Annotated in this window: 22 protein-coding genes, 1 tRNA gene, 1 pseudogene and 1 riboswitch; of the genes and pseudogenes, 22 read left to right on the forward strand and 2 right to left on the reverse strand. The window is 66.7% G+C overall.

Features of this window, described 5'->3' with window-relative positions; translation table 11 throughout:
- Positions 1-43: 43 nt before the first annotated feature.
- The 9 genes from rpe to hisF all read left to right on the forward strand — a co-directional run bounded on the left by rpe (position 44) and on the right by hisF (position 6,987).
- Positions 44-721, forward strand: coding sequence for a ribulose-phosphate 3-epimerase (rpe, locus tag ACYQ1Z_RS15035; protein ID WP_459793353.1), 678 nt, complete (start codon positions 44-46; stop codon positions 719-721).
- 39 nt (positions 722-760) lie between these two features.
- Positions 761-918: riboswitch (FMN riboswitch) on the forward strand.
- A gap of 173 nt (positions 919-1,091) precedes the next feature.
- Positions 1,092-2,225 (forward strand): bifunctional diaminohydroxyphosphoribosylaminopyrimidine deaminase/5-amino-6-(5-phosphoribosylamino)uracil reductase RibD, encoded by a 1,134-nt coding sequence (gene ribD / locus ACYQ1Z_RS15040; RefSeq protein ID WP_459793354.1) that lies wholly within the window; start codon positions 1,092-1,094, stop codon positions 2,223-2,225.
- Positions 2,225-2,878, forward strand: coding sequence for a riboflavin synthase (locus ACYQ1Z_RS15045; RefSeq protein ID WP_459793355.1), 654 nt, complete (start codon positions 2,225-2,227; stop codon positions 2,876-2,878). Before ribD ends, ACYQ1Z_RS15045 begins: the two co-directional genes overlap by 1 nt.
- Positions 2,875-3,564, forward strand: a complete 690-nt coding sequence (gene ribB, locus ACYQ1Z_RS15050) for a 3,4-dihydroxy-2-butanone-4-phosphate synthase (RefSeq protein WP_459793356.1) — start codon at positions 2,875-2,877, stop codon at positions 3,562-3,564. Before ACYQ1Z_RS15045 ends, ribB begins: the two co-directional genes overlap by 4 nt.
- A complete protein-coding gene (ribA, locus tag ACYQ1Z_RS15055; protein ID WP_459793357.1) occupies positions 3,561-4,325 on the forward strand; it encodes a GTP cyclohydrolase II in 765 nt (254 codons plus the stop codon). The genes ribB and ribA overlap by 4 nt, the downstream gene beginning before the upstream one ends.
- Before the next feature lie 18 nt (positions 4,326-4,343).
- The gene (ribH, locus tag ACYQ1Z_RS15060) at positions 4,344-4,832 is read left to right on the forward strand and encodes a 6,7-dimethyl-8-ribityllumazine synthase (protein ID WP_459793358.1); all 489 of its coding nucleotides are present in this window, start codon (positions 4,344-4,346) and stop codon (positions 4,830-4,832) included.
- A gap of 107 nt (positions 4,833-4,939) precedes the next feature.
- On the forward strand, positions 4,940-5,203 hold the full coding sequence (locus tag ACYQ1Z_RS15065; protein ID WP_009358176.1) for a phosphoribosyl-ATP diphosphatase: 264 nt from the start codon (positions 4,940-4,942) through the stop codon (positions 5,201-5,203).
- A gap of 90 nt (positions 5,204-5,293) precedes the next feature.
- Positions 5,294-6,154, forward strand: coding sequence for an ATP phosphoribosyltransferase (hisG, locus tag ACYQ1Z_RS15070; RefSeq protein WP_459793359.1), 861 nt, complete (start codon positions 5,294-5,296; stop codon positions 6,152-6,154).
- A 56-nt stretch (positions 6,155-6,210) separates the two neighbouring features.
- Positions 6,211-6,987, forward strand: coding sequence for an imidazole glycerol phosphate synthase subunit HisF (hisF, locus tag ACYQ1Z_RS15075; RefSeq protein WP_459793360.1), 777 nt, complete (start codon positions 6,211-6,213; stop codon positions 6,985-6,987).
- A gap of 67 nt (positions 6,988-7,054) precedes the next feature.
- Here the strand turns inward: hisF and ACYQ1Z_RS15080 are convergent, their stop codons facing one another.
- Positions 7,055-7,699, reverse strand: a complete 645-nt coding sequence (locus ACYQ1Z_RS15080) for a TIGR03085 family metal-binding protein (RefSeq protein ID WP_459793442.1) — start codon at positions 7,697-7,699, stop codon at positions 7,055-7,057.
- Between the two features lie 123 nt (positions 7,700-7,822).
- Between ACYQ1Z_RS15080 and hisI the strand changes: the two genes are divergently transcribed.
- The 11 genes from hisI to pyk all read left to right on the forward strand — a co-directional run bounded on the left by hisI (position 7,823) and on the right by pyk (position 23,179).
- Positions 7,823-8,245, forward strand: coding sequence for a phosphoribosyl-AMP cyclohydrolase (hisI, locus tag ACYQ1Z_RS15085; protein WP_459793361.1), 423 nt, complete (start codon positions 7,823-7,825; stop codon positions 8,243-8,245).
- Positions 8,246-8,376: 131 nt separating this feature from the next.
- A complete protein-coding gene (locus tag ACYQ1Z_RS15090) occupies positions 8,377-9,939 on the forward strand; it encodes an anthranilate synthase component I (RefSeq protein ID WP_459793362.1) in 1,563 nt (520 codons plus the stop codon).
- Positions 9,939-10,586, forward strand: a complete 648-nt coding sequence (locus tag ACYQ1Z_RS15095; RefSeq protein ID WP_459793363.1) for a Trp biosynthesis-associated membrane protein — start codon at positions 9,939-9,941, stop codon at positions 10,584-10,586. Before ACYQ1Z_RS15090 ends, ACYQ1Z_RS15095 begins: the two co-directional genes overlap by 1 nt.
- 105 nt (positions 10,587-10,691) lie before the next feature.
- A complete protein-coding gene (locus ACYQ1Z_RS15100) occupies positions 10,692-10,979 on the forward strand; it encodes an HGxxPAAW family protein (protein WP_459793364.1) in 288 nt (95 codons plus the stop codon).
- On the forward strand, positions 10,979-11,800 hold the full coding sequence (gene trpC, locus ACYQ1Z_RS15105) for an indole-3-glycerol phosphate synthase TrpC (RefSeq protein WP_459793365.1): 822 nt from the start codon (positions 10,979-10,981) through the stop codon (positions 11,798-11,800). The genes ACYQ1Z_RS15100 and trpC overlap by 1 nt, the downstream gene beginning before the upstream one ends.
- Positions 11,801-11,930: 130 nt before the next feature.
- Positions 11,931-13,250: a tryptophan synthase subunit beta gene (trpB, locus tag ACYQ1Z_RS15110; RefSeq protein ID WP_459793366.1), complete on the forward strand. Its 1,320-nt coding sequence runs from the start codon at positions 11,931-11,933 to the stop codon at positions 13,248-13,250.
- Positions 13,247-14,092 carry a tryptophan synthase subunit alpha gene (trpA, locus tag ACYQ1Z_RS15115; protein ID WP_459793367.1) on the forward strand — a complete coding sequence of 282 codons (846 nt, stop codon included), beginning with the start codon at positions 13,247-13,249 and terminating at the stop codon, positions 14,090-14,092. The genes trpB and trpA overlap by 4 nt, the downstream gene beginning before the upstream one ends.
- A 5-nt stretch (positions 14,093-14,097) precedes the next feature.
- Positions 14,098-15,279, forward strand: coding sequence for a prolipoprotein diacylglyceryl transferase (gene lgt, locus ACYQ1Z_RS15120; protein WP_459793368.1), 1,182 nt, complete (start codon positions 14,098-14,100; stop codon positions 15,277-15,279).
- Between the two features lie 260 nt (positions 15,280-15,539).
- The gene (gltB, locus tag ACYQ1Z_RS15125) at positions 15,540-20,153 is read left to right on the forward strand and encodes a glutamate synthase large subunit (protein WP_459793369.1); all 4,614 of its coding nucleotides are present in this window, start codon (positions 15,540-15,542) and stop codon (positions 20,151-20,153) included.
- Positions 20,146-21,603 carry a glutamate synthase subunit beta gene (locus ACYQ1Z_RS15130; RefSeq protein ID WP_459793370.1) on the forward strand — a complete coding sequence of 486 codons (1,458 nt, stop codon included), beginning with the start codon at positions 20,146-20,148 and terminating at the stop codon, positions 21,601-21,603. Before gltB ends, ACYQ1Z_RS15130 begins: the two co-directional genes overlap by 8 nt.
- A gap of 70 nt (positions 21,604-21,673) precedes the next feature.
- Positions 21,674-23,179, forward strand: a complete 1,506-nt coding sequence (gene pyk, locus ACYQ1Z_RS15135; RefSeq protein WP_459793371.1) for a pyruvate kinase — start codon at positions 21,674-21,676, stop codon at positions 23,177-23,179.
- Between the two features lie 129 nt (positions 23,180-23,308).
- Here the strand turns inward: pyk and ACYQ1Z_RS15140 are convergent, their stop codons facing one another.
- A complete protein-coding gene (locus ACYQ1Z_RS15140; protein WP_459793372.1) occupies positions 23,309-23,914 on the reverse strand; it encodes an ANTAR domain-containing response regulator in 606 nt (201 codons plus the stop codon).
- A 202-nt stretch (positions 23,915-24,116) separates the two neighbouring features.
- Here ACYQ1Z_RS15140 and ACYQ1Z_RS15145 point away from each other — a divergent pair.
- A tRNA-Leu gene (locus tag ACYQ1Z_RS15145) sits at positions 24,117-24,198 on the forward strand.
- A gap of 950 nt (positions 24,199-25,148) precedes the next feature.
- Positions 25,149-26,300: pseudogene (locus ACYQ1Z_RS15150) on the forward strand (IS30 family transposase).
- The last annotated feature ends 181 nt before the right edge of the window (positions 26,301-26,481 follow it).

Raw genomic sequence — 26,481 nt, forward strand, 5'->3', positions numbered from 1 at the left:
CCTGTCTTCCATACGCATCCAAGAACAACAGAAAGGCATCCTCGTGACGGAATGCTGCATCAACCCGAGCATCCTCTCCGCCGACTTCGTCAACCTTGAGGCTGAGCTGCAGCGCATCAGCAACGCCGATGCCGTGCACGTGGACGTCATGGACAACCACTTTGTCCCCAACCTGACCATTGGCCTGCCCGTGGTCGAGCGCATCCAGGCGGTCAGCCCGGTCCCGCTGGACGCGCACCTCATGATCACCGACGCGGACCGCTGGGCGCCCGGATTCGCCGACGCCGGCCTCGCCTCGGTCACGTTCCACGCCGAAGCGTCCATCGCGCCGGTAAAGCTCGCCCGGGAGCTCCGCAGCAGGGGCGCGAAGGCGGGAATGGCGCTTCGGCCGGCGACCGCCGTCGAACCCTACCTGGACATGCTGTCCGAACTGGACATGCTGCTCATCATGACGGTGGAACCCGGCTTTGGCGGCCAGGCCTTCCTCGACGTGACACTGCCCAAGATCAGGCGTGCCCGGGCTGCCATCGACGGCTCCGGGATCGGGGTGGCCATCCAGGTGGACGGCGGGATCACCGAAGAAACCATCACCCGGGCGGCGGAGGCGGGCGCCAACGTCTTTGTGGCCGGTTCGGCGGTGTACGGGGCCGACGATCCCGCTGCCGCCATCGACAGGTTGCGGGCGGAAGGTGCGCGGACGTTACGTGCGGCGTCGGAATAACCGGGGGCACCTTCCGGTTGTGGCACAATAACAACACACATACGTGCTCCGGGGTCGGTGTAAGTCCGAACCGGCGGTGACAGTCCGCGACCCGCGAGCCGGTGGTTTTCCTGGTTGCCAGAAAAATCTCCGGCGGACGGTTGAACCGGTGAAATTCCGGTACCGACAGTTAAAGTCTGGATGAGAGAAGCACGTACAGCTGTACCTGCAGGGCCATCTGGCCCCGCAGCCTTCTGCTGTCGTATACCCCCGGAGCCATCGCGGTTCGAGAGGGAAGGAACGACGCAGGAATGAACCCCAAGCGATGGCTCTTTGATGCCGAACACGCTGCTGCATCCGCGGTAGCCCAGATCTTCACAGCGGTGCCCGCATGACGGCCACCCACGTCCGTCCGGCCGGTGTGGTCACCGCCTTCAGCGACCAGGAATCCGCTGCCATGGAGGCTGCCCTCCAGGCGGCCCTGCGGGGACCGCGGGGTGCCAACCCGCTGGTGGGCGCCGTCGTCGTAAATCCTGACGGGCGGCAGCTGGTGACCGGCTACCACCGTGGGGCCGGAACGGCACACGCTGAAGCCGACGCCATTGCCCAGGCCAAAGCCGCGGGAATCGACCTGACCGGCTGCACCATGGTGGTGACGCTGGAACCCTGCAACCATGTCGGACGCACCGGCCCCTGCGCCAAGGCGATCATCGCGGCCGGAATCGCGGACGTGGTTTACGCGGTGGACGACCCCCACGATCCGGCTGCGGGTGGAGCAGCGACGCTCCGCAACGCGGGCATCCGCGTCCGCAGCGGCCTCGGAGCGGAAGAATCCCTGGACCTGAACCGGCAATGGTTCGAGGCGGTCGCCGCCCGGCGGCCATTCGTCACGCTGCACATCGCCCAGACGCTGGATGGCCGGATAGCGGCCGAGGACGGCACCAGCCAGTGGATTTCGTGCCCGGAGTCCCTGGCGGACAACCATGCCATCCGCAGCAGGATCGACGCGATCCTGGTGGGCACCCAAACGGTCCGGGTGGACAACCCCCGGCTGACGGCCCGTGATCCCGACGGGAGGCCCGCCGCGAGCCAGCCCGTGCGCGCGGTCATGGGGCTGCGCGATATTCCCGCCGGGGCCGCCATCCGCGGCGAGGACGGCCTGGCCGTGCACCTTCCCACCCGGGATCCCCGCGAGGCATTGTCCCTGCTGTATGCGTCCGGGACCCGGCACCTGATGGTGGAAGGCGGCTCCCGCATCCTGAGCGCCTTCCTCACGGCCGGCCTGGTGGACGAGCTCATCGTGTACCTCGCCCCGACACTCCTCGGATCGGGAACCCCGTCCCTCGACGGGCTGGGGATCACCAGCCTCTCCGACGCCCAGCAGTGGGAATGGGACGCTGCCGACGGCGGCGCAGTCCGAACGCTTGGCCGGGACCTCCGCCTTCACCTCCGACCGCAACGAACCGTTGCCCTAGACCCACAACCGTCCCGCCACACGGCGGACCAAGCCCAGGGAGGCTACTGATGTTTACCGGAATTATCGCCGAGCAGGGGCAGGTGCTGTCCGTGGAGCGGGATGGCGACACCAGTGCCACCGTCCGCCTCTCAGCACCCGGCAGCACCGAGGGCCTGGCCCTGGGCGGCTCAATCGCAGTCAACGGCGTCTGCCTCACAGCCACTGCCATCGACGGCAAGGAATTCACCGTGGACGTGATGGGGGAGACCCTGGTCCGCAGCACCATTGGTGAGCTCGCGCCTGGTGACCCGGTCAACCTTGAGCGCTGCGTCCCCGCCGGCGGGCGGCTGGACGGCCATGTGGTCCAGGGCCACGTCGACGGCGTCGGGGTGCTGCTGGAGCGCGAACCGCTGGGCAACTGGGAACGGCTCCGGTTCGGCGTGCCCGCCAACCTGGCCCGCTACATCGCCGAAAAGGGCTCCATCGCCATCGACGGCGTATCCCTCACTGTCACCGCCGTCAGCCCGGCCGCCGAGCAGGAGCCGTGGTTCGAAGTCGGGCTCATCCCCACCACCCTGGCCGAGACCGGCCTGGGCGCCAAAGACACGGGCAGCCGCGTCAACCTCGAAGTCGACGTCCTGGCCAAGTACACCGAGCGGCTGCTCGCCTTCCGCGGGTCATCCGCAGCCGGCTACTCCGCTTCGACGGGTGATGCACGATGAACGCCGCAGTCCGGCTCGAGCCGGAGACCGCAACGGAGACCTCCCGGAACAACGTCCCGGGGAACAGTCCGGCACTGGACAGCATCGAAGACGCCGTCCGCGCCATGGCTGCAGGAAAGCCCGTCCTGGTGGTGGACAACGAGGACCGGGAAAACGAGGGCGACATCATCTTCGCGGCCCAGCACGCCACTCCCGCGCTGATGGGCTGGACCATCCGGTACAGCTCCGGGGTCATCTGCGTCCCGCTGGCCGGCGAGCGGGCCGACGCTTTGGCGCTGCCCCCGATGGTGGCGGTCAACGAAGACGCCAAGGGCACTGCTTACACTGTCTCCTGTGACGCCGCCACCGGCGTCAGTACAGGCATTTCCGCCACCGACCGGGCGCTCACCGCCCGGGTCCTCGCGGACCCGCACTCCGGGCCGGCGGCAGTGACCCGGCCGGGGCATATTTTTCCGCTGCGCGCAGTTGACGGAGGTGTGCGGGAACGCCCCGGCCACACCGAGGCCGCGGTCGACCTGTGCCGCCTTGCCGGCCTCGAACCGGCGGGCGTCATCGCCGAAGTGGTGTACGACGACGGTGAAATGATGCGCCTCGACGGACTTCGGGCGTTCGCGGCGGAGCATGGCTGCCCCCTGGTCTCCATTGAAGACCTGGTGGCCTACCTCAGGGAGAAGGAGAAACGATGACGGCATCCGCCGCCAGCAACGGCAGCACCCCGAACGGCCGCCACCCCCAATACATGGGCAAGGACCAGCACACGGGCAAGGGCGCGGCGCCCCATCCGGTCAGCGGAGGCCCGATTGTCCAGCTGCCCACCGCGTTCGGCGACTTCGTGGCCCAGGCCTGGACCGACCTGGAAACCGGCGTGGAGCACCTTGCGGTCAGCTCCCCCAACCCGCCCAAGGACGGCAAGGCACCCCTGGTCCGGCTCCACTCCGAATGCCTGACCGGCGATATCTTCGGCTCCTACCGCTGCGACTGTGGAGAACAGCTGGCCTACGCCCTGGAACTCATCCATGAACACGGCGGCACCCTGCTGTACCTCCGCGGCCAGGAAGGCCGTGGCATCGGCCTGGCGAACAAGATCAAGGCCTACGCCCTCCAGGAAGCCGGTTTCGACACCGTCGAAGCCAACGAGCAGCTGGGCCTGCCGGTGGACGCGCGTTCCTACAACGCGGCCGCCCAGGTCCTTGCCGAAATGGGCCTGCACGAGGTCCGCCTCCTGAGCAACAACCCCGACAAGCAGAACCGGCTGGCGAGGGCAGGCGTCAAGGTGGTGGAGATGGTTCCCACCGAGGTCCCCTCCCGGGAGCAGAACATCCGCTACCTGCAGACCAAAAAGGACCGGATGGAGCACCGGCTCCTCCTGGACACCCATGTGGGCCCGGTGCCTGTCACCACCCCGGACACCTTCACCACGGACACTTTCAACCACGAACAAGACTGAACGGATACAACGAAACCCATGAGCGGACACGGCGCCCCCGACATCGACCTCACCACCCTCAACCCCGCCGAAACGTCCCAGCTGCGGCTGGCGATCGTCGCGGCCAGCTGGCACACCCAGATCATGGACGGCCTCCTGGACGGTGCCCTGCGCGCCGCGAAGGACGCCGGTATCGCCGAGCCCACCGTCCTGCGCGTCCCGGGCAGCTTCGAGCTTCCCGTCGCCGCCGCACGGCTCGCACCGCACTTTGACGCCGTCGTGGCGCTCGGCGTCGTCATCCGCGGCGGCACCCCGCACTTCGACTACGTCTGCCAGGCAGCGACGTCGGGACTCACCGACGTCAGCGTCGCCACCGGAGTCCCGGTAGGCTTCGGCGTACTCACCTGCGACACCGAGCAGCAGGGCCTGGACCGCGCCGGCCTGCCGGGCTCAAAGGAAGACAAGGGCCACGAAGCCGTCACCGCGGCCCTGGCAACCGCCGTCGTCCTCAAGCAGTACAGCAAGTAGGCGGCAGCAACAGGCGGGTCGGGCGCGGTGTGTGTTCCCTCACATCGCGCCCGTCATGCAACCGCCCGGGAAGCGTGGTTCCGGCCGTACCAAGTAGGCTGGAGGGTGTGAAGAATTTCGAGACGCTGTTCGCTGAGCTCAGCGAGAAGGCAGCCACCCGCCCGGAAGGCTCCCGCACCGTCGCTGAGTTGGAGTCCGGTGTTCACGGCATCGGCAAAAAAGTCGTTGAAGAAGCAGCCGAAGTGTGGATGGCTGCCGAATATGAATCCGACGAAGCCGCGGCCGAGGAAATTTCCCAACTGCTCTACCACCTGCAGGTCCTGATGCTCGCCAAAGGCCTGACCCTGGAAGACGTCTACAAGCATCTGTAGCCACCGGTCCAGCGCGCCTCCTGCCGCCGTGCCCGCTGTGGCCTGCTTTGCCTGAACATCCAGACCTTCCAAATCCAGAAAGACTTTCCCATGCTGCGAGTAGCCGTCCCCAACAAGGGATCCCTGTCCGAAGCCGCCTCCGCGATGCTGTCCGAGGCGGGATACCGCCAGCGCCGTGACAGCCGCGAGCTGGTGATGGTGGACCCGGACAACGACATCGAGTTCTTCTTCCTCCGCCCCCGCGATATCGCGGTGTACGTGGGACAGGGAACGCTCGACGTCGGCATCACCGGCCGCGACCTGCTGCTCGACGCCGAGGTTGAGGCCGAAGAACTGCTGCCGCTGGGATTCGCCGCCTCCACCTTCCGCTTCGCCGGCCCCGTCGGCGACTTCAAGGCAGCAGAGGAACTCGAAGGCAAGCGCCTCGCCACCAGCTACGACGGGCTGCTTCGCGGCTACCTCGCCGAGCGCGGCATCAACGCCAAGGTGGTGCGGCTGGACGGTGCGGTGGAGTCCTCGGTCCGCCTCGGCGTCGCCGACGCCATCGCCGACGTCGTGGAAACCGGCAACACCCTCAAGGCCGCCGGGATGGAAATCTTCGGCGAACCCATCCTGAAGTCCGAGGCCGTCCTGATCCGCCGCACGGGCGAAGGCGGGGCCGCGAACGGCACCGCCCGGGAAATCGATGTCCTCATCCGGCGCCTGCAGGGCGTCCTGGTGGCCCGGCAGTACGTCCTCATGGACTACGACATCCGCAAGGAACTCGTGGAAAAGGCCGCCGCCCTGACGCCCGGCCTGGAATCACCCACCGTGTCCCCGCTCAGGGACTCCGACTGGGTCGCCGTCCGGTCCATGGTGCCCAAGAAGGAAACCAACCGGATCATGGATGAGCTGTACGACCTCGGAGCCCGCGCCATCCTGGTCAGCAGCATCCACGCCTGCCGCATCTAGCGGCGGCATCCACAGCACCGGGCATCCACAGCAGCACAGATTTTCCAGGAGTTTCCATGGCAGTAGCAGTCCGCGTCATCCCCTGCCTTGACGTCGACGCCGGGCGCGTCGTCAAGGGCGTCAACTTCGAAGGCCTCCGCGACGCCGGCGACCCCGTGGAGCTGGCCCACCGCTACGACAACGCCGGAGCCGACGAACTGACGTTCCTCGACGTCACGGCCTCCTCGGGCAACCGCGAAACCACGTTCGACGTCGTCCGCCGCACCGCGGAGGAAGTCTTTATTCCGCTGTGCGTCGGCGGCGGCGTCCGCGGCGTGGCCGAGGTGGACAAGCTGCTCCGCTTCGGTGCCGACAAGGCAGCGATCAACACGGCCGCCGTCGCACGCCCGGACGTCATTGACGAAATCACCCGGCATTTCGGATCCCAGGTCCTGGTGCTCTCCGTGGACGCCCGCCGCACGCGCCCCGGCTCAAAGCCCACGCCGTCGGGCTTTGAAGTTACCACCCACGGCGGACGTACCGGCACCGGAATCGACGCGATCGAATGGGCCAAGGAAGCGGCAGACCGCGGCGTCGGCGAGATCCTGCTGAACTCCATCGACGCCGACGGCACCAAGGACGGCTTCGACCTCGAAATGATCAAAATGGTCCGCGCTGCCGTGAAGGTTCCATTGATCGCGTCCGGTGGCGCCGGGGAGCCGGCGCACTTCCCGCCGGCCGTAGCCGCCGGGGCCGACGCCGTCCTGGCCGCCTCGATCTTCCACTGGGGCCCCAACGACATGATGCACCAGGTCAAGGACGCCATCCGCAACGCAGGCTTCGAAGTAAGGTAACCCAACTTACTGGCAGTTGTTGTCGTTCTGGCCGCCCATAACGACAACTATTGCGAGTCAGTTGGGTTTAAAGCCCCACCTCGGCTGACTGAAGGAGCGCGACGGCGTCCGGCTGGCCTTCGAAGGTGACCAGGGCATGGCGGGTGCGGCCATGGGCGTGCATCAGCAGTTCGCCGGGCTCACCGACGATCGCCACTGAGACGGGGGCGCGCTTGGCAACATGGCGGGGACCCGAAGGGCGCACGAGCACGATGCCCAGGTCGACACCGCGGTAGAGGATGGCGGCCCGCTTGACGAGCTCGTCCCAGAGGGCGTCCGAGTAGGCCTCGTCCAGGGCGCGGGGCGCCCACCGGTCCACGGCGCGCCGCACGTCTTCGGTATGCACGAAGTATTCGATGAGGTTGGAGCTCTCGTCCAGCGCCTTGATGTTCATCGGTGAAAGCGCCGGGGGACCGGCACGGAAAGTGTTCACCAGCCCGGCGTACTCCTCGGGAGTGCCCAGCTTCGCTGCGAGCCTCGCCGTGGCCTGGTCCGAAGCCTTCGACAACCGCTTGATGATGAGGCCGAGGCCGACGGAGATCTTCCGCTCCCGCAGGTAAAGGTGCGCGGCAAGGTCCCTGGTGCGCCAGCCCTTGCACAGCGTGGGCGCATCAGGACCGGCCGCAAGCAGGGTCTCGGCCAGGACTTCTCGGGACGGTTCGACGAAATGCATCACTTGGAAAACTAGCATGACCGGCACGGAGTTGGGCAGCGTCCCCGCTGCGCCTGGCGCGCCGCCGGCCGGGGCAGAGTTCACATCCGGTCCGGCCCCGGCAGAGGCACTAGACTTGACCTGATGTCTGAACAGCCCGCCCCTTCCCAAACCGCCGTCCAGGGACAAACCAATGTCCGCGCCGACGCCAGCCCCCTGCCCACGGAACTCGCCGCCGCCCTGAAGCGTGACGCCGCCGGCCTGGTGGCCGCCGTCGTGCAGCAGTACGACACCAACGAGGTACTGATGCTGGGCTGGATGGACGATGAAGCCCTGCACCGCACCATGACCACTGGCCGGGTCACGTTCTACTCCCGCTCCCGCCAGGAGTACTGGCGCAAGGGGGACACCTCGGGCCATGTGCAGTGGGTCAAGTCCGTCGCCATGGACTGCGACGGCGACGCGCTGCTGGTGCGCGTGGACCAGGTGGGTGCCGCCTGCCACACAGGCACCCGGACCTGCTTTGACGGCAGGGAACTGAACGTCACCACGGCCGAAGCGGTCTGAACCGGCGGCGCGGCCGGGCACCACTGCCCGGACGGCAGCCCAAACCCTTCGCAGGAAATACAGGCTTCGCAGGAAACACAGGCGTCCGGCACTGCCCGGGCCCCGACAAGATTAGGCGGAAAACCATAGCCATGCAGGACCTTGGAATCATCAGCCCCAGCCTGGAGGAGTTCCGGGAACTGGCCGGCCACAGCCGTGTCATTCCCGTCCGGCTCAAGGTGCTCGCGGACGCGGAGACACCCATCGGCCTGTACCGCAAGCTCGCGCAGGGCCAGCCCGGTACCTTCCTGATGGAATCCGCGGCCGTGGGCGGCGCCTGGTCGCGCTACTCCTTCATTGGCGCCAGGTCCCGCGCCACCCTGACGACCAAGGACGGAAACGCGCACTGGCTCGGTGAACCGCCCGCCGGGGTTCCCGTCTCGGGCAGCCCGGTGGACGCGGTCCGCGACACCATTGATGCCCTGCGCACTGACAGGTTTGAAGGGCTCCCGCCCTTTACCTCCGGCCTGGTGGGCTTCCTCGGCTGGGAAACCGTCCGCCACTGGGAGCGGCTGGTCAGCCCGCCCGAGGACGACCTGCAACTGCCCGAGCTGGCCCTGAACCTGGTCACCGACATGGCTGTCCACGACAATGTGGACGGCACGGTGCTGCTGATCGCCAACGCCATCAACTTCGACAACAGCTCCGAACGCGTGGACGAGGCCTGGCACGACGCCGTCGCCCGGGTGAAGCAGCTCCTGGCCAAGGTCAGCACCCCCGTGGCCCAGCCCGTCTCGGTCCTTGCCCCCGCAGCCCTGGACTTCGCCTCGAGCGTGCAGGAGCGCTGGGATGAAAACGAGTACCTGGCAGCCCTGGACCGGGGCAAGGAAGCCATTGTGGACGGCGAGGTGTTCCAGGTTGTTATCTCGCGGCGCTTCGAAATGGAGTGCAAGGCCTCCGCACTGGACGTCTACCGGGTGCTGCGGAACACCAACCCCAGCCCCTATATGTATATCTTCAGCCTCGAGGACGCCGACGGCCGCGAATACTCCATTGTCGGTTCCTCCCCGGAAGCCCTGGTCACCGTCACCGGCGGCGAGGTCATCACCCACCCCATCGCCGGGTCGCGCCCGCGCGGCAAGACCGTGGAGGCGGACAAGGCCCTCGCCGAGGAGCTCCTGGCCGACCAGAAGGAACGCGCAGAGCACCTCATGCTGGTGGACCTCTCCCGCAACGACCTTTCCAAGGTCTGCGTGGCGGGCACCGTGGACGTCACCCAGTTCATGGAGGTGGAGCGGTTCAGCCACATCATGCACCTGGTGTCCACCGTCGTGGGCCGGCTGGCGCCGGAGGCAAAGGCGTACGACGTCCTGAAGGCAACCTTCCCGGCCGGCACCCTCTCCGGTGCCCCCAAACCACGCGCACTGCGGCTGCTCGACGAACTGGAACCGCACCGCCGCGGCATCTACGGCGGTGTAGTGGGTTACCTGGACTTCGCCGGCGACATGGACATGGCCATCGCCATCCGCTCGGCACTGCTGCGTGAAGGACGGGCCTATGTCCAGGCCGGCGGCGGCATCGTCGCCGATTCGGTGAACCCCACCGAGGCCCTGGAGACCGTGAACAAAGCCGCGGCTCCGCTCCGCGCGGTCCACACTGCCGGCTCCCTGCAGGACATCTCGGCAGACTCCCTCCCCGGCGGGACGGGCGCCTGATGCCTGATCCGGGATCCGCCACTGGACAGGCGGGCGCCGCGAAGAAGGCCACCCCGGCCTGGGCGCGGAAGTCAACGCTGGTGCTGCTGATCGCCGTGCTGGCCCTGGCAGTCTTCGGCACCACCACACAGACCTGGCTGAGTGTGGCGCTGGATCCAAACCAGTTGGGCCAGGCAGGTCCGGCCCAAGGACCCCTCGATGTCCAAGGCAGCGACGCGGCCACCGCGGTTACCGCGCTTGCCCTGGTGGCCCTCGCGGGCGGGCTGGCAGCGGCCATCGCGGGCCGGATCGCGCGCTGGATCATCACCGCGATCATCGTCCTGGCGTCGGCAGGCATCGTCGCCGCGGCCGGCACGGTCCTCTCCGACCCCCTTGCCGCCGCCCAGGGATCCATCGCCGCCGCAACGGGTGTCAGCGGCAGCCAGGCCCAGGTGGCCGTGACCGCGTTCCCGACGCTCGCCGTCGCCGCCGGCTGCCTCCTTGCCCTTGCCGGGCTCCTCGTCATTCCCGCGGGAAGGCATTGGAAGACGCGGACCAAGTACGACGCGCCCGGGGCCGCCGGAACCGCCGGGGACAGCGGCGCGGCCGGCCCGGTTGACGAAATCGACAGCTGGGACCGGCTCTCACGCGGCGACGACCCCACCTGACCAGTTCCTGCCGCCGCCCGCACTTCGCGCGGCGGCCCGCCGATAACGGGTCGACGGACAAAAAATGGCAGAATATAAGCAGTATCCACCCTGAGGAGATTTTCCATGAGCAAAGCACCTGCGTCCGTTTCCAAGTCCGGTACCCGACAGGTAGCCCCCGGCGCCATCGACCACAGCCAGGAACTTGGCCACGGCAACAGCCCTGCAGCCTGGACCTGCGTCATCGTTATGCTGGTCGGCGCCCTCATCATGTCAATCGCCTTCATCATCGCCAACACCCCCATCTTCATCGCAGGTGCAGGCGTTATGGTCGTGGGCCTGATCCTCGGTTACGTTATGCGCAAGGCAGGCTACGGCGTCGAAGGCAGCAAGCTGAAGAACTCCGGCCACTGATGGCAACTGTTCTCGACGACATCAATGCCGGTGTCCGGGAGGATATGGAGGCCAGGAAGCGGCTCGTTTCGCTGGCTGAACTGAAGGACCGGGCGCAGGCCGCACCGCCCGCCCGCGACGCCTGGGCGGCGCTCGGCGGACCCTCTGCGGCGCGCGACCAGCTCAAGGTCATCGCCGAAATCAAGCGCCGCAGCCCCTCCAAGGGCGACCTCGCCAGCATCGGCGACCCCGCGTCGCTCGCACGGCAGTATGCCGACGGCGGAGCCGCCGTCATCAGCGTCCTCACCGAGCAGCGCCGCTTCAACGGCTCGCTGGCGGACCTCGATGCCGTCCGCGCCGCCGTCGACGTCCCCCTGCTGCGCAAGGACTTCACGCTGGACGAGTACCAGATCTGGGAAGCCCGTGCCCACGGGGCGGACCTGGTCCTGCTCATCGTTGCCGCCCTTTCCGACAGCCAGCTCAGCGGGTTCAGTGCGCTCAGCGCCGAACTCGGCATGAACGTACTGGTGGAAACGCACACGGAAGAAGAAATCGAACGTGCTGCGGCCGCCAACGCCCGGATCATCGGCGTCAACGTTCGGAACCTGAAGACGCTCGACGTCGACCGTTCCGTATTCGCGTCCCTTGCCGGACGCATTCCGGCCGGGGCGCTGGTTGTTGCCGAGTCCGGCGTCCGGGACGTCGACGACGTCACACACTACGCGGCCAGCGGCGCCAACGCGGTGCTGGTCGGTGAGGCTTTGGTGAGCCACTCCACCCCGCGCGAGCGGATCGCGGAGTTCAGCGCGGCCGGCGCGGCCGCCATCGCCGCGCGCCGCTGACGGACCGCAACTGCCTATAGGCACACTGCGGAGCCGGCGGTGCCGGTCCTGCAGCGCGCACCTGCTGTTCCGGCTGCCAGCCGGTACAGCGCACCATTTGACGACTCAACTTTCGAACAGGACGGGACTGATGGCCGACGCACCCTCAGGAAACGCTGACAACAACGCCGCCGAAGCATTCCTGGAGGGCGGCTCCCTCCGGCACGCGCCCGGCCCGTACTTCGGCAGCTACGGCGGCCGGTGGATGCCGGAGTCCCTCATCGCCGCCCTGGACGAGCTCGAGGAAACCTTCGACAAGGCCAAGGACGACCCCGAGTTCCGCGCCCAGGTCGCGGACCTGAACAAGAACTACTCCGGCCGTCCGTCGCTGCTGACCGAGGCCAAGCGGTTTTCGGAGCACGCCGGGGGAGTGCGGGTGTTCCTCAAGCGCGAGGACCTCAACCACACCGGTTCGCACAAGATCAACAACGTCCTGGGCCAGGCCCTGCTCGCCAAGCGCATGGGCAAGACGCGGGTCATCGCCGAAACCGGTGCCGGCCAGCACGGTGTGGCTAGCGCCACCGCCGCAGCCCTGATGGGACTGGAATGCGTGGTCTACATGGGTGCTGAGGACTGCCGCCGCCAGGCCCTGAACGTGGCGAGGATGGAACTGCTGGGCGCCACCGTCATCCCGGTGACCAGCGGATCGCAGACCCTCAAGGATGCCATCAACGACGCCCTCCGCGACTGGGTGGCCAACGTCCACAACACCCACTACCTGCTGGGTACCGCCGCGGGCGCGCACCCGTTCCCCGCCATGGTCCGGTACTTCCATGAGGTCATCGGCGAGGAGGCCCGCGCCCAGATCCTGGAGCAGGAGGGCCGGCTTCCCGACGCTGTCTGCGCCTGCATCGGCGGCGGCTCCAACGCGATCGGCATCTTCCACGGGTTCCTCGACGACCCGTCCGTGAAGATCTACGGTTTTGAAGCCGGCGGCGACGGGGTGGACACTGGACGGCACGCTGCCACCATCACCCTGGGCAAGCCCGGCGTCCTCCATGGTGCCCGCTCCTACCTGATGCAGGACGACGACGGCCAGACCATCGAGTCCCACTCCATCTCCGCCGGCCTCGACTACCCCGGTGTGGGCCCGGAGCACTCCTACCTCGCGGACATCGGCCGGGTCAGCTACGAGCCGATCACCGACAGCGAGGCCATGGACGCCTTCCGGCTGCTCTGCCGCACCGAAGGCATCATCCCCGCCATCGAGTCCTCGCACGCCCTTGCCGGTGCCATCAAGGTGGGCCGGCGGCTCGCGGCCGATGACCCCGCCACCGCCGCTGAGAAGATCGTGATCGTCAACCTGTCCGGACGCGGCGACAAGGACGTGGCCACCGCCGCCGAATGGTTCGACCTGTTGGACAAGAATTCCGCCGAATCTGAGATCGGCAAAGAAGGGGAGCAGCTGTGAGCAGCGCAGGAATTAACGGCAGCGCCCGGACGGCCGGCAAGGCGCAGGTGGCCAGCAAGTCGGCAGCGGCCATCGATCGCGCCCGGGCCCAGGGCCGCGCCGCCCTGATCGCCTACCTGCCCGCCGGGTACCCCAATGTGGAGGAATCCATCGCCGCCGGCATCGCAGCCGCCAAAAACGGTGCTGACCTGATCGAAATCGGCATCCCGTACTCGGACCCCGTCATGGACGGCCAGGTCATCCAGGCCGCCACCACCGAGGCGCTGGCCAACGGCTTCCGGGTCAGCCAGGTCTTCGACGTCGTTGCCGGCATCACCAGCCAGACCGACGCCGCCGTGCTGGTCATGACCTACTGGAACCCTGTGGTGCGGATGGGCGTGGATGAGTTTGCCCGCCGCCTCGCCGAAGCCGGAGGAGCGGGCCTCATCACCCCCGACCTCATCCCCGACGAGGCCGCCGAATGGATGGAAGCCTCGGACAAGCACGGGCTGGACCGCGTCTTCCTGGTCGCCCCGTCGTCCACTGCTGAGCGTATGCAGCGGACCGTCGACGCGAGCCGCGGCTTCGTCTACGCCGTGTCCATCATGGGGGTCACCGGTGCCCGTTCGTCGGTCAGCAGCGCCGCCAGGGACGTGGTGTCCGCGGCCCACAGCGCCGGCGCCGAGCGCGTCTGCGTCGGCCTCGGCGTCTCCAACGCCGACCAGGTCCGCGAAATCGCCGCCTACGCCGAAGGCGTCATCGTCGGCACCGCCCTGGTCAAAACCCTGGGCGACGGCGGCGTGGACGCCGTCGCGGCGCTCACCAAGGACCTGAGCACCGGACTCTCGAGGGAAGAAGCCTAAAACCGATGCAGACCCTCCTTCAGGCGGCGGCCCTGGCCCCCGCACTGGTGCCCGCCAGCATTCCGAGCCCGGACTGGTCCGGCTTCGACATCCCCCTTCCTTGGGGAACGCTGCGCATCCACGCCTACGCCCTGTGCATCCTGGCCGGCATCGTGGCGGGCCTCTGGCTCACCTCGGCCCGCTGGGCGAAGCGCGGCGCCCCTGAAGGAAGCGTCTGGGACATCGTCGTCTGGGCCATCCCGTTCGGGATCATCGGCGGACGGCTCTACCACGTGTTCTCGTCGCCGGACGCCTACTTCGGCCCCGGCTTCGACGGCACCGGCGACCTTTCGCTCATTCCGCAGATACAGCGCGGCGGACTGGGAATCTGGGGGGCCGTGGTGCTGGGTGTCGTTGGTGCCTGGATCGGCTGCCGCCGCAGCGGCGTCAAGCTCTCCGCGTTCCTCGACGCCGCGGCCCCCGGCCTGCTGCTGGCCCAGGCCATCGGCCGCTGGGGCAACTGGTTCAACCAGGAACTCTTTGGCGGGCCCACCACGCTGCCCTGGGGTCTGGAGATCGACCCCGACAACGCGAACTTCCCCGCCGGCGTCCCCGCGGACACCCTGTTCCACCCGACGTTCCTGTACGAATCGCTCTGGAACCTTGCCGGCGTCGTCCTCCTGCTTGCGCTGGACCGCCGGTTTAACTTCCGCCGCAGCCGCCTCTTCTGGCTCTACGCCATGTACTACACTCTGGGCAGGGTGTGGATCGAGGCCATGCGGATCGATGAAGCCGAGCAGATTTCGCTGTTCGGCATCACCACGCGCCTGAATGTCTGGACCAGTATTTTCGTGTTTGTGACTGCCCTGGCGATCTTTATCTACCTGGGCAGGAGGGGCCGCCCCGAGCCGGACACCGTGTATCTGCCAGGCCGGGAACCTGCGAAAACAGTGGCCGGAACGGCCGCGGACACCGCTTCCGGAGGCAGCACCAGTGAGGTCCGTGATCCGGACCCGGTTGTCTCAGATAGTGAATCGCGTGATAATCTCCCTGATAACCAAAGCGGTTCCACGCCTGCCTCCGTCCCCGCGGAGCAGGACGCGGCAGCACCGGCGGCGGGCAGTGCGCCCGGACCCGATGCAGCGGCTTCCGGACACTCCGGAAGCACGGCCAGAGGAACGGCGCCGGAGGCCGGCACCAGCAAGTAGAACGCCGGCCGCGCAGGGCAGCAGAGCCACCGCTCGAAGGGCCCGAAACCACAATGTCGTGGCATGGGGCACCGTACGGAAAGCAAGAGCTGCTGGCCGGTGGTGCCTTGGGCAGGGGCCTGCGTAACCGTTAGTTCAGCAGGCCGGGCTGACCTACAATTCCAGTAAGTAACACTTTGTTGTGCCCTCAACTGCGGCGCCGACGAGTGGGGCCAACGGTGTCCCTTCCATACGCACGATCAGGAGGAAGGACGTCTCCCATGACCCAAACTCTGCATACTCCCAGCTGGTCCGAACCGGATCAGCCTGAGACTGCCATGTCGCCGTTCCAGCGGTTTGCAGCCATGCCGGAAGCCGCCGGGCTGTACAACCCCGAGCAGGAGAAGGACGCCTGCGGCCTTGCGATCATCGCAACGCTCCGGGGAGAGCCCGGGTACGACATTGTTGACGCCGCCCTCACCGCCCTGCGCAACCTTGAGCACCGCGGCGCCGTGGGCGCCGACGAAGGCACCGGTGACGGTGCCGGCCTCCTGATGCAGATCCCGGATGAGTTCTTCCGGGCCGTCACCGAATTCGAACTTCCCGCACCTGGCCAGTACGTTGCCGGTACCGCGTTCCTGCCGGCCGAGCAGCGCGAGGCGGACGCCGCGAAGGCAGGCATCGAGGGCCTCGCCGCGGACGAGGGCCTGAAGGTCCTCGGCTGGCGCGAAGTGCCCGTCGTCGCGGACCTCGTCGGTGCCATGGCCCGTGCCTGCATGCCGTACTTCTCCCAGCCCTTCCTGGCCTCCGCCACGGGGGAGGAGCTGGACCGCAACGAGCTCGATTCCCGCGCCTGGCGGATCCGCAAGCGCGCGCAGAACAAGTTCGGTGTGTACTTCCCGTCGCTGTCGTCGCGGACCATCGTGTACAAGGGCATGCTGACCACGGCACAGCTGGAGCCGTTCTACCCTGACCTTTCGGATAAGCGCTTTAAGACCAAGCTGGCGATCGTCCACTCACGCTTCTCCACCAACACGTTCCCGTCCTGGCCGCTGGCACAGCCGTTCCGCACCATCGCGCACAACGGCGAAATCAACACCGTCAAGGGCAACCGGAACTGGATGCGTGCCCGCCAGTCGCAGTTGGCCAACCCGCTGCTTGGCGACTCACCTGAAGAGCTGTACCCCATCTGCACCCCGGGCGCTTCGGACTCCGCGTCCTTCGACGAGGTGGCCGAGCTCCTCTGGCTCTCGGGCCGGCCCATCACGCACTCGATCATGATGATGATCCCGGAGGCCTGGGAAAACCACGCCACCATGGATCCGGCCCGGCGCGCGTTCTACGAGTACCACTCGCTGCTCATGGAGCCGTGGGACGGTCCCGCCGCCGTGTCGTTCACCGACGGCAACCTGGTCGGCGCCACCCTGGACCGCAACGGGCTGCGCCCGGGCCGGTTCTGGATCACCGAAGACGGCCTGATCGTCTTCGCTTCCGAGGTGGGCGTCATCGACGTCGAGCCCTCCAAGGTGGTCAAGAAGGGCCGCGTCTCCCCGGGCAAGATGTTCCTGGTGGACACCGAGGCCGGCCGCATCATCGACGACGAAGAGGTCAAGGCCGAGGTTGCCGCGGCCAACCCGTGGGCGGAGTGGGTCAAGGACAACTTGATCGACCTCAACGAACTGCCCGAGCGCGAGCACGTGGTGCACACCGCTGCGTCCGTCAACATCCGCCAGCGCACCTTCGGCTACACCACCGAGGAACTGAAGATCCTGCTGGGCCCGATGGCCCGCACCGGTGCCGAGCCGCTCGGTGCCATGGGCTCCGACACCCCGGTTGCAGTGCTGTCCAAGCGGCCGCGCCTGCTGTTCGACTACTTTGTGCAGTCCTTCGCGCAGGTCACCAACCCGCCGCTGGACGCCATCCGCGAAGAGCTGGTCACGTCGCTGACGTGCGCCATCGGCCCGAACGGCAACCTGCTGGACACCAAGCAGGTCCGCCAGCCCCAGGTCCAGCTGCCGTTCCCGGTGATCAACAACGACCAGCTCGCCAAGATCGCCAACATCGAGGATGCCGACGGCAACCGCGTGGCCATGAAGGTCCGCGGCCTCTACCGGCCCGAAGGCGGCGAGAACGCCCTGCGCGCCCGCCTGACCGAGATCTGCGAGCAGGTGTCCGGTGCCATCAACCGTGGCGTCCAGTACATCGTGCTCTCGGACCGCGACTCCAACGCCCAGTGGGCGCCCATCCCGTCGCTGCTGCTCGTCAGCGCCGTGCACCACCACCTGCTCCGCAGCGCCAACCGCACCAAGACCGCCCTGGTGGTCGAGGCCGGCGACGTCCGCGAGACGCACCACGTGGCCGTGCTCATCGGCTACGGCGCCTCCGCCGTGAACCCGTACCTGGCCATGGAGTCCGTGGAGCAGCTCATCGCTGCCGGCGACGTCACCGGCGTCACCCCGCAGGACGGCGTCTACAACCTGATCAAGGGCCTCGGCAAGGGCGTCCTGAAGATCATGTCCAAGATGGGCATCTCCACCGTCGCCTCCTACACCGGCGCGCAGACGTTCGAGGCCCTTGGCCTCGGGCAGGAGCTGGTGGACGAGTTCTTTGCCGGCACCCATTCCCAGCTGGGCGGCGTCGGCCTCGACGTCATCGCGGCCGAGGTTTCGGCGCGCCACCAGATGGCGTACCCCGACGGCGGCATCGAGCAGCCGCACCGCCCGCTGCTGGGCGGCGGCGAGTACCAGTGGCGCCGCGACGGCGAGCCGCACCTGTTCAACCCCGAGACGGTCTTCCGGCTGCAGCACGCCACGCGTGAGCGCCGCTACGACATCTTCAAGGCCTACACCAAGGGCGTGGATGACCAGTCCACCAACCTGATGACCCTCCGTGGCCTGCTCAAGTTCAAAAATGAGCGTCCGGCTGTTCCGCTCGAGGAAGTGGAGCCCGTCTCCAGCATCGTCAAGCGGTTCTCGACCGGTGCCATGAGCTACGGCTCCATCTCCAAGGAGGCCCACGAGACCCTGGCGATCGCCATGAACCGGCTGGGCGGCAAGTCCAACACCGGTGAAGGCGGCGAGGACGTGGAGCGACTGATGGATCCGGAGCGCCGTTCCGCCGTCAAGCAGATTGCGTCCGGCCGGTTCGGTGTGACCAGCCTGTACCTGACCAACGCCGACGACATCCAGATCAAGATGGCCCAGGGCGCCAAGCCCGGCGAAGGCGGCCAGCTAATGGCGCAGAAGGTCTACCCCTGGGTGGCCCGCACCCGCCACTCGACGCCCGGCGTTGGACTGATCTCCCCGCCCCCGCACCACGACATCTACTCGATCGAGGACCTGGCGCAGCTCATCTACGATGCCAAGCGCGCCAACCCCTCCGCCCGGGTGCACGTCAAGCTGGTGTCGGAAGTCGGGATCGGCACCGTGGCGTCCGGCGTGACCAAGGCGAAGGCCGACGTCGTACTTGTCTCCGGACACGACGGCGGAACCGGCGCCTCGCCGCTGAACTCGCTCAAGCACGCCGGTGTACCGTGGGAGCTCGGCCTGGCCGAGACCCAGCAGACGCTGATGCTGAACGGCCTGCGTGACCGCGTTGTGGTGCAGGTTGACGGCCAGCTGAAGACCGGCCGCGACGTTGTGATCGCAGCCCTGCTGGGCGGCGAGGAGTTCGGTTTCGCGACCGCGCCGCTGGTGGTCGAAGGCTGCATCATGATGCGTGTCTGCCACCTGGACACCTGCCCTGTGGGTGTTGCCACGCAGAACCCGGAACTGCGCGCCCGCTTCACCGGCAAGCCCGAATTCGTGGTCAACTTCTTCGAGTTCCTGGCCGAGGAAGTCCGCGAGATCCTCGCTGAGCTGGGCTTCCGCAGCCTGGAAGAGGCCATCGGCCACGCCGAGGTCCTCGACACCCGCGATGCGGTCGACCACTGGAAGGCCGACGGCCTGGACCTGGATCCGATCCTGCACGGCCTCGAGTTTGACGACGACGCGCCGCTGCGGAACATGACCGGCCAGAACCACGAGCTGGACAAGCACTTCGACCAGCGCCTGATCACCATGTCCACCGAAGCCCTCACGGACCGCAGCCCGGTGAAGATCACCGTGGACGTCATCAACACGGACCGTTCCGTCGGCACCATGCTGGGCCACGTCGTCACCAAGACGTTCGGCACCGACGTGCTGGCCACGGACACGATCGACGTGACCCTGAACGGGACCGCCGGCCAGTCGCTGGGCGCCTTCCTGCCTGCGGGCATCACCCTGCGGCTGTACGGCGACTCGAACGACTACGTCGGCAAGGGCCTGTCCGGCGGACGGATCATCGTCCGCCCGGACCGCACCAACGTGTTCAAGGCGGAAACCAACGTCATTGCCGGCAACGTGATCGGTTACGGCGCCACGAGCGGTGAACTGTTCCTGCGCGGCGAGGTGGGCGAACGCTTCCTGGTCCGCAACTCCGGTGCCACCGCCGTCGTCGAAGGCATTGGCGACCACGGCTGCGAGTACATGACCGGCGGGCAGACGCTGATCATCGGCCGCACCGGCCGCAACTTCGGTGCCGGCATGTCCGGCGGTACCGCCTACGTCCTTGACCTGGACACCGCCAGGGTCAACAAGGAAGCCCTGCAGTCCGGCGAACTCCAGCTCCGCGAGCTGGACGCCGAGGACCGCGACATCGTGCACGGCCTGCTGGTCAAGCACGTGGAAGAAACTGACTCCCAGCTGGCTGCGCGCCTCCTCGAGAACTTCGATGACACCGCCGCCCGCATCACCAAGGTGCTGCCGCGCGACTACGCGGCCGTGCTGCAAACCCGTCTCGACGCCATCGAAGAGGGCCTTGACCCCGACGGCGAAGAAGTCTGGTCCCGAATCCTGGAGGTAACCGGTGGCTGATCCACGCGGATTTCTGAAAGTACGCCAGCGTGAAACCCAGCCGCGCCGCCCCGTTCCGGTCCGCATCATGGACTGGAAGGAAGTCTACGAGGCGCAGGAGAAGGGCACGCTGAAGGCCCAGGCGGGCCGCTGCATGGACTGCGGCATCCCGTTCTGCCACCAGGGCTGCCCGCTGGGCAACCTGATTCCCGAGTGGAACGACCTCATGTGGCGGGACAAGGGCGAGGAAGCGATCGAGCGCCTGCACGCCACGAACAACTTCCCGGAGTGGACTGGCCGGCTATGCCCCGCGCCGTGCGAGGCATCCTGCGTGCTGGGCATCAACCAGCCCGCCGTGACCATCAAGCAGGTTGAGGTCTCCATCATCGATGAGGCCTTCGACAACGGCTGGGTCAACCCGCTGCCGCCGCACCGCCTCACCGGCAAGACGGTCGCCGTCGTCGGTTCCGGCCCTGCCGGCCTGGCTGCTGCCCAGCAGCTGACCCGTGTTGGCCACACCGTCGCCGTCTACGAGCGGGACGACAAGATCGGTGGCCTGCTGCGGTACGGCATCCCCGACTTCAAGATGGAGAAAGAGCAGGTGGACCGCCGGCTCGAGCAGATGAAGGCCGAGGGCACCCGCTTCCGCACCGGCGTCGCTGTTGGTACCGACGTGACCTGGGAGCAGCTGCGCCGCCGGTACGACGCCGTGGTCATCGCCACCGGCGCCACCGTGCCCCGCGACCTGCCGATCCCGGGCCGCGACCTGGACGGCGTGCACTTCGCCATGGACTACCTGGTCCCGGCCAACCGCGTCGTGGCGGGGGAGACCATCGAAAACCAGATCCACGCCCAGGGCAAGCACGTGGTGATCCTCGGTGGTGGCGACACCGGAGCTGACTGCCTCGGCACCGCGCACCGGCATGGCGCTGCGTCCGTCACCACCCTGGCCATCGGCAAGCAGCCTCCGGCCGAGCGCGCCAGCCACCAGCCGTGGCCGACGTTCCCCACCCTCTTCGAGGTTGCCAGTGCGCACGAGGAAGGCGGTGAGCGCACGTACCTCGCCTCCACCGTTGAGTTCGTGGGCGAGGACGGCAAGCTGACCGGCGTCAAGGTGGCCGAGACGGAATTCGTCGACGGCAAGCGGCTGCCCAAGGCCGGTACCGAGCGCATCATTCCCGCGGACCTGGTGTTCCTGTCCCTGGGCTTCACCGGAGCCGAGCCCGCCAACATCACCGAACAGGTGAAGGCCGAGTTCGACGGCCGCGGCAACGTGGCCCGCGACGGGTACTACATGACCAACACCGAGGGTGTCTTCGTTGCCGGTGACGCCGGCCGCGGACAGTCACTGATCGTGTGGGCTATCGCCGAGGGCCGCGCCGCAGCGGCCGCCGTCGACAAGTACCTGATGGGAAGCACCATCCTTCCCGCGCCCGTTGCGCCGACGGACCGTGCCATCGCCGTCCTCTAGCGCTGCACCGGGGGTTTAAGTTCATCCCCGCGACAACTTAACCAATGCAACTGACCAATAGGGTAGGTATATGAGACGCGCAAAAATTGTGGCTACTTTCGGCCCGGCAATTGCCAGCTATGAGAACACCCTCGCGGTGCTCGAAGCAGGCGTTGACGTCGCCCGCATGAACATGAGCCACGGCGACTACTCCGTGCATGACAACACCTACGAGAACGTCCGCAAGGCGGCCGCGGACCTGGGCAAGGCCGTGGCGATCATGGCCGACCTGCAGGGTCCGAAGATCCGCCTGGGCCGTTTCGTGGACGGCCCGCACGCCCTGGCTGTTGGTGACACTTTCACCATCACCACCGAGGACGTTCCGGGCACCAAGGACATCTGCTCCACCACGCTGAAGAGCCTCACGGAGGACGTCAACGTTGGCGACGCCCTGCTGATCGACGACGGCAAGGTGGCACTGCGCGCCGTCGCGGTCGACGACGTCAAGGTTGTTGCCGAGGTGACCGTGGGCGGGATGGTGTCCAACAACAAGGGCATTAACCTGCCCGGTGTTGCGGTCAATGTTCCGGCCCTGAGCGAGAAGGATGAGGACGACTTGCGCTGGGCGCTGCGCCGCGGCGTGGACCTGGTGGCGCTGTCCTTCGTCCGTGACGCGCAGGACATCACCCGCGTGCACGAGATCATGGACGAGGAAGGCCGCCGTGCGCCGGTCATCGCCAAGATCGAGAAGCCGCAGGCTGTTGAGCAGCTGCCCGAGATCATTGACGCGTTCGACGCGATCATGGTGGCCCGTGGCGACCTGGGTGTGGAGCTTCCGCTGGAGGAAGTGCCGATCGTGCAGAAGCGTGCCATTGAGCTTGCCCGCCGCTGGGCGAAGCCGGTGATCGTGGCCACCCAGGTGCTGGAGTCCATGATCGACAACCCGCGCCCGACCCGTGCGGAGGCGTCTGACTGCGCCAACGCCGTGCTCGATGGTGCGGACGCTGTGATGCTGTCCGGTGAGACCAGTGTGGGCAAGTACCCGATCGACACCGTGAAGACCATGGCGCGGATCATTGAGTCCACCGAGGTCCACGGCCTGGAGCGCGTCCCCCCGCTGGGGACCAAGCCCAAGACCCGTGGCGGCGCGATCACCCGTGCCGCCGTCGAAATCGCGGACCAGCTGGACGCCAAGTACATTTGTGCGTTCACCCAGTCCGGTGACTCGGCACGCCGCCTGTCGCGCCTCCGGCCGATCAAGCCGGTCTTCGCGTTCACCCCGGTGGAGCAGGTCTGGAACCAGCTGGCACTGACTTGGGGCATCCAGCCGGTGCTGGTGCAGATGGTGGATCACACCGACGCGATGACCGCGCAGGTTGACCGCAGCCTCGAGGAAATGGGACTCGTGCAGGACGGTGACCTGGTGGTCATCGCCGCCGGTTCCCCTCCCGGAAAGGCCGGTTCCACCAACTCCCTGAAGGTGCACAAGGTGGGCGACCTCGCCGATTCCACCCGCGCTGGGGAACTCGCCAGCAACAAGGAAAAGCTCGGCCCCTGGCCGGAAAAGAAGAAGAAGAACCAGGCCGCCCAGGCCTAGGGCTTCGGACTACGCAAAGGACCCCTGCCGGTTGGCAGGGGTCCTTCGCGTTGGCGGGGTCCGCGGGTGGCGCCGGGCGGCAGGAACCCGGCAGGCCGCCGTCGTGCGCTGCCTGCCGGGCTGCCGGGACTAGTTGACCTGGTTGATGATGGTCTCGGCAACCTCGCGCATGCTGAGGCGGCGGTCCATCGAGGTCTTCTGGATCCAGCGGAACGCTTCCGGCTCCGTCAGGCCCATCTTGGTGGTGAGGAGGCTCTTCGCGCGTTCCACAAGCTTGCGGGTGGCGAACTGCTCCTGCAGGTCGGAGACCTCGCTTTCGAGGGCCTTGATCTCCTCGTGGCGGGAGAGGGCGATCTCGAGTGCGGGGATGAGGTCGGCGGGGGTGAAGGGCTTTACCACGTAGGCCATGGCGCCAGCGTCGCGGGCGCGCTCCACAAGTTCCTTCTGGCTGAACGCGGTCAGCAGCACGACGGGGGCGATGCGTGCCTTGACGATCTTCTCGGCCGCGGAGATGCCGTCCATAACGGGCATTTTGACGTCCATGAGGACAAGGTCCGGCTTCAGTTCCTCAGCGAGCTGAACGGCCTTTTCGCCGTTGTCTGCTTCGCCGATGACGTCATAGCCTTCGCCGCGCAGGATTTCGATAATGTCGAGGCGGATGAGCGTTTCATCCTCGGCCACGACGACGCGGCGCGCCGGCTGGGGCGATGGCTTTGACTCCGTCTGTTCAGTCACGGGATCTCCTTGGAAAGGTACGGCGGGAACATCACTATTTTAGGTGCGCCCGGTCCGGTACTTGGTCTGGATGGTCGGTTGCGGCGTCAGCGGCGCGATTCTGGAATTCAGCCTATCTGCATGTAGAGTAATTCCGCGTACGTGAAGCGATCGCGTTGCTCACAATCAGCTGTGGGCGTACGGTTTGCTCCATGTATTCCGCGCCCGAGTGGCGGAATTGGCAGACGCGCCGCACTCAAAATGCGGTATCGAAAGGTGTGTGGGTTCGAGTCCCACCTCGGGCACAGTGGATTCCCTCGTCAGAGGGTTTTTTGCTTTGACGTGTGGACAAAGCTTGCGCTGAGGCGCCTCTTACGCTAGGGGTGCGGGCTTTGGCCTGGCTGCCGCGGAGCCGATGCAGATGTGTGGGGTGGCGGGCTCAGTGCCCTGACTGATGGGCGCTCCGCCTGCTGGGCTGGGGTTATGTGATTCCTCGTTCCGGTTCTGTCGGGTGGGCCCTGGGTGGCCTACACCTGTTTATGGGCCGGGGGAGCGGGAACAACATGACTGGGGCCAGTTCCCGTCCAGCGGTGCTCAGCGTAGATACTGCAGACCAAGTCTCGGCTGGTCCAGCAGTTGCGCCCAGGACCACTTTCCGAACACCGCTAGCGCCTTGGACCCCACTCTTCTGCCTACTCCTGTTATTGGGTCTTCTTCGCGCCGCCAAGGAGCAGCGCCCCGAGCAAGGGCGATACCTTCCCGCTGGCGTTCACTGGTGAGGAAATGCCGTAACTTTTGAAATCGCGCTCATTGCCGGAGGAACGATGTTGGCCATTTGGTTCGTTGCCTGGAAGACCGAGTTCGCTCTGGCGAACTTCACCGCAACCTAGCGCGTAATCACGGGTGAAGGCGCGGAGGTCATCACTTCACGAGCCGGCCGGTCCAGCTATGCACCAACCCGAGTAGAGCGCCGCAGTTCAGTCACTCAGGGCATCGATGCGTCACTACGCGAGCCACGTCCAAGGGATTCGTCCATACGCAGCTATCACACTGGCGTACCTCGTCGGGGTTCAGGGGCCCACGTCCCCGATTTTGTCGGTGACGGTCGAAAAGTGAGCCATTGTGACGGCTTGGCGTCTAGTGGTCGTTGCAACACCTGAGCTTGTAGGAGTTGCAATTGGCAGAGATGAAAAGAGCAAGAAAGTCCCGGGGCGCCCCTCCAAAGAACGCCGCTCGGGCTCACTATGATCAGCTGATGAAAGAGGGAATAGGCAATTCTGAGGCCTGCCGAATTGTGGGAATCAGCCGTAGCTCGGGTACGCGATGGCGGCACGGCCACTCGGTTGTCCTGAAGTCCGGAGACATCAAAAAGGTTGCTCCCATCTCGCATCAGAGGCCGGCCGTCATCTCCGCCCGGTTTCTCTCGGAGATGGAACGAATCACGATCGCGGACCTCCTGCATGCCGGGCGCAGCATTCGCGCTATCGCCACAGAGCTCGGGTGAAGTCCATCAACAGTGAGCCGGGAAATACGCCGGAACGTGCACGAGCCCTCCGGTAACTACCGTCCGCGCACGGCCCAGCGCCATGCCGAGCGTCGACGGAGCCGCCAGCGGACCGGGAAGATCGCATCCAATCCCGTGCTGCGGGAGTTCGTGCGCGAACACCTGAAACAGCGCTGGAGTCCCCGTCAGATCAGCAACCGCTTGCGCGCTGTTTTCCCTGGACAAACAGAAATGCACGTCGTGCCGGAGACCGTCTATCAAGCCCTGTACGGGCGCGGAAGCCTGGAATTGGCCGTTGATCCTGCAGTCTCCCTGCGCACCGGACGGACCGGTCGCCGGCCGCGTCCTCGGAAGGAACACCGAACCAGGCGCTTCCCGGACATGGTCATGATCCGAGACCGGCCGGCAGAAGCAATCGGCAGATTAGTACCAGGGCATTGGGAAGGGGACTTAATCATTGGAAAGGGAGGCCGCTCTGCCATCGGCACGCTGGTCGAACGGACCACACGCTTCATCGTCCTCGTACACCTGGCCGGTAACCGCGGAGCGGAGAATCTGCGCGATCGACTAGCCGAAGCGATGGGACCGCTACCGGCCCATCTGCGCCGATCTCTAACCTGGGATCAGGGCACTGAGATGGCCTGCCACCAGGATTTCACGCGGCAAACACTCATCCCTGTCTACTTCTGCGACCCAGCCAGCCCCTGGCAACGCGGATCCAACGGGAACACCAACGGCCTGCTCCGCCAATACTTTCCGAAAGGAACAGATCTCAGCGTCCATACCCGCGGACACCTGGCTATGGTCGCCGCCGAACTCAATCAGCGACCACGCGAAATCCTCGGATGGCAAAGCCCTTTGGAGCACCTGACTAGACTGGTCTCACCTTCGACCGAACCATAAATCGTTGCAACCACCGCTGAACTCCGCCGCCCGCGAAATGGCTCACTTTTCGACCAGCGCTGACAGATTTCCTTCCCCGCCGGTGGGTCCCTCCGAATCTCCACCTGTGGTGTTGAGTTTCGGGCCCGCTAAGCAAGGAAGTTGAGAGGCTGACGTTCCGTCGCTTACATGGCTGCCGCAC

Source organism: Arthrobacter sp. AD-310 (assembly GCF_054656615.1).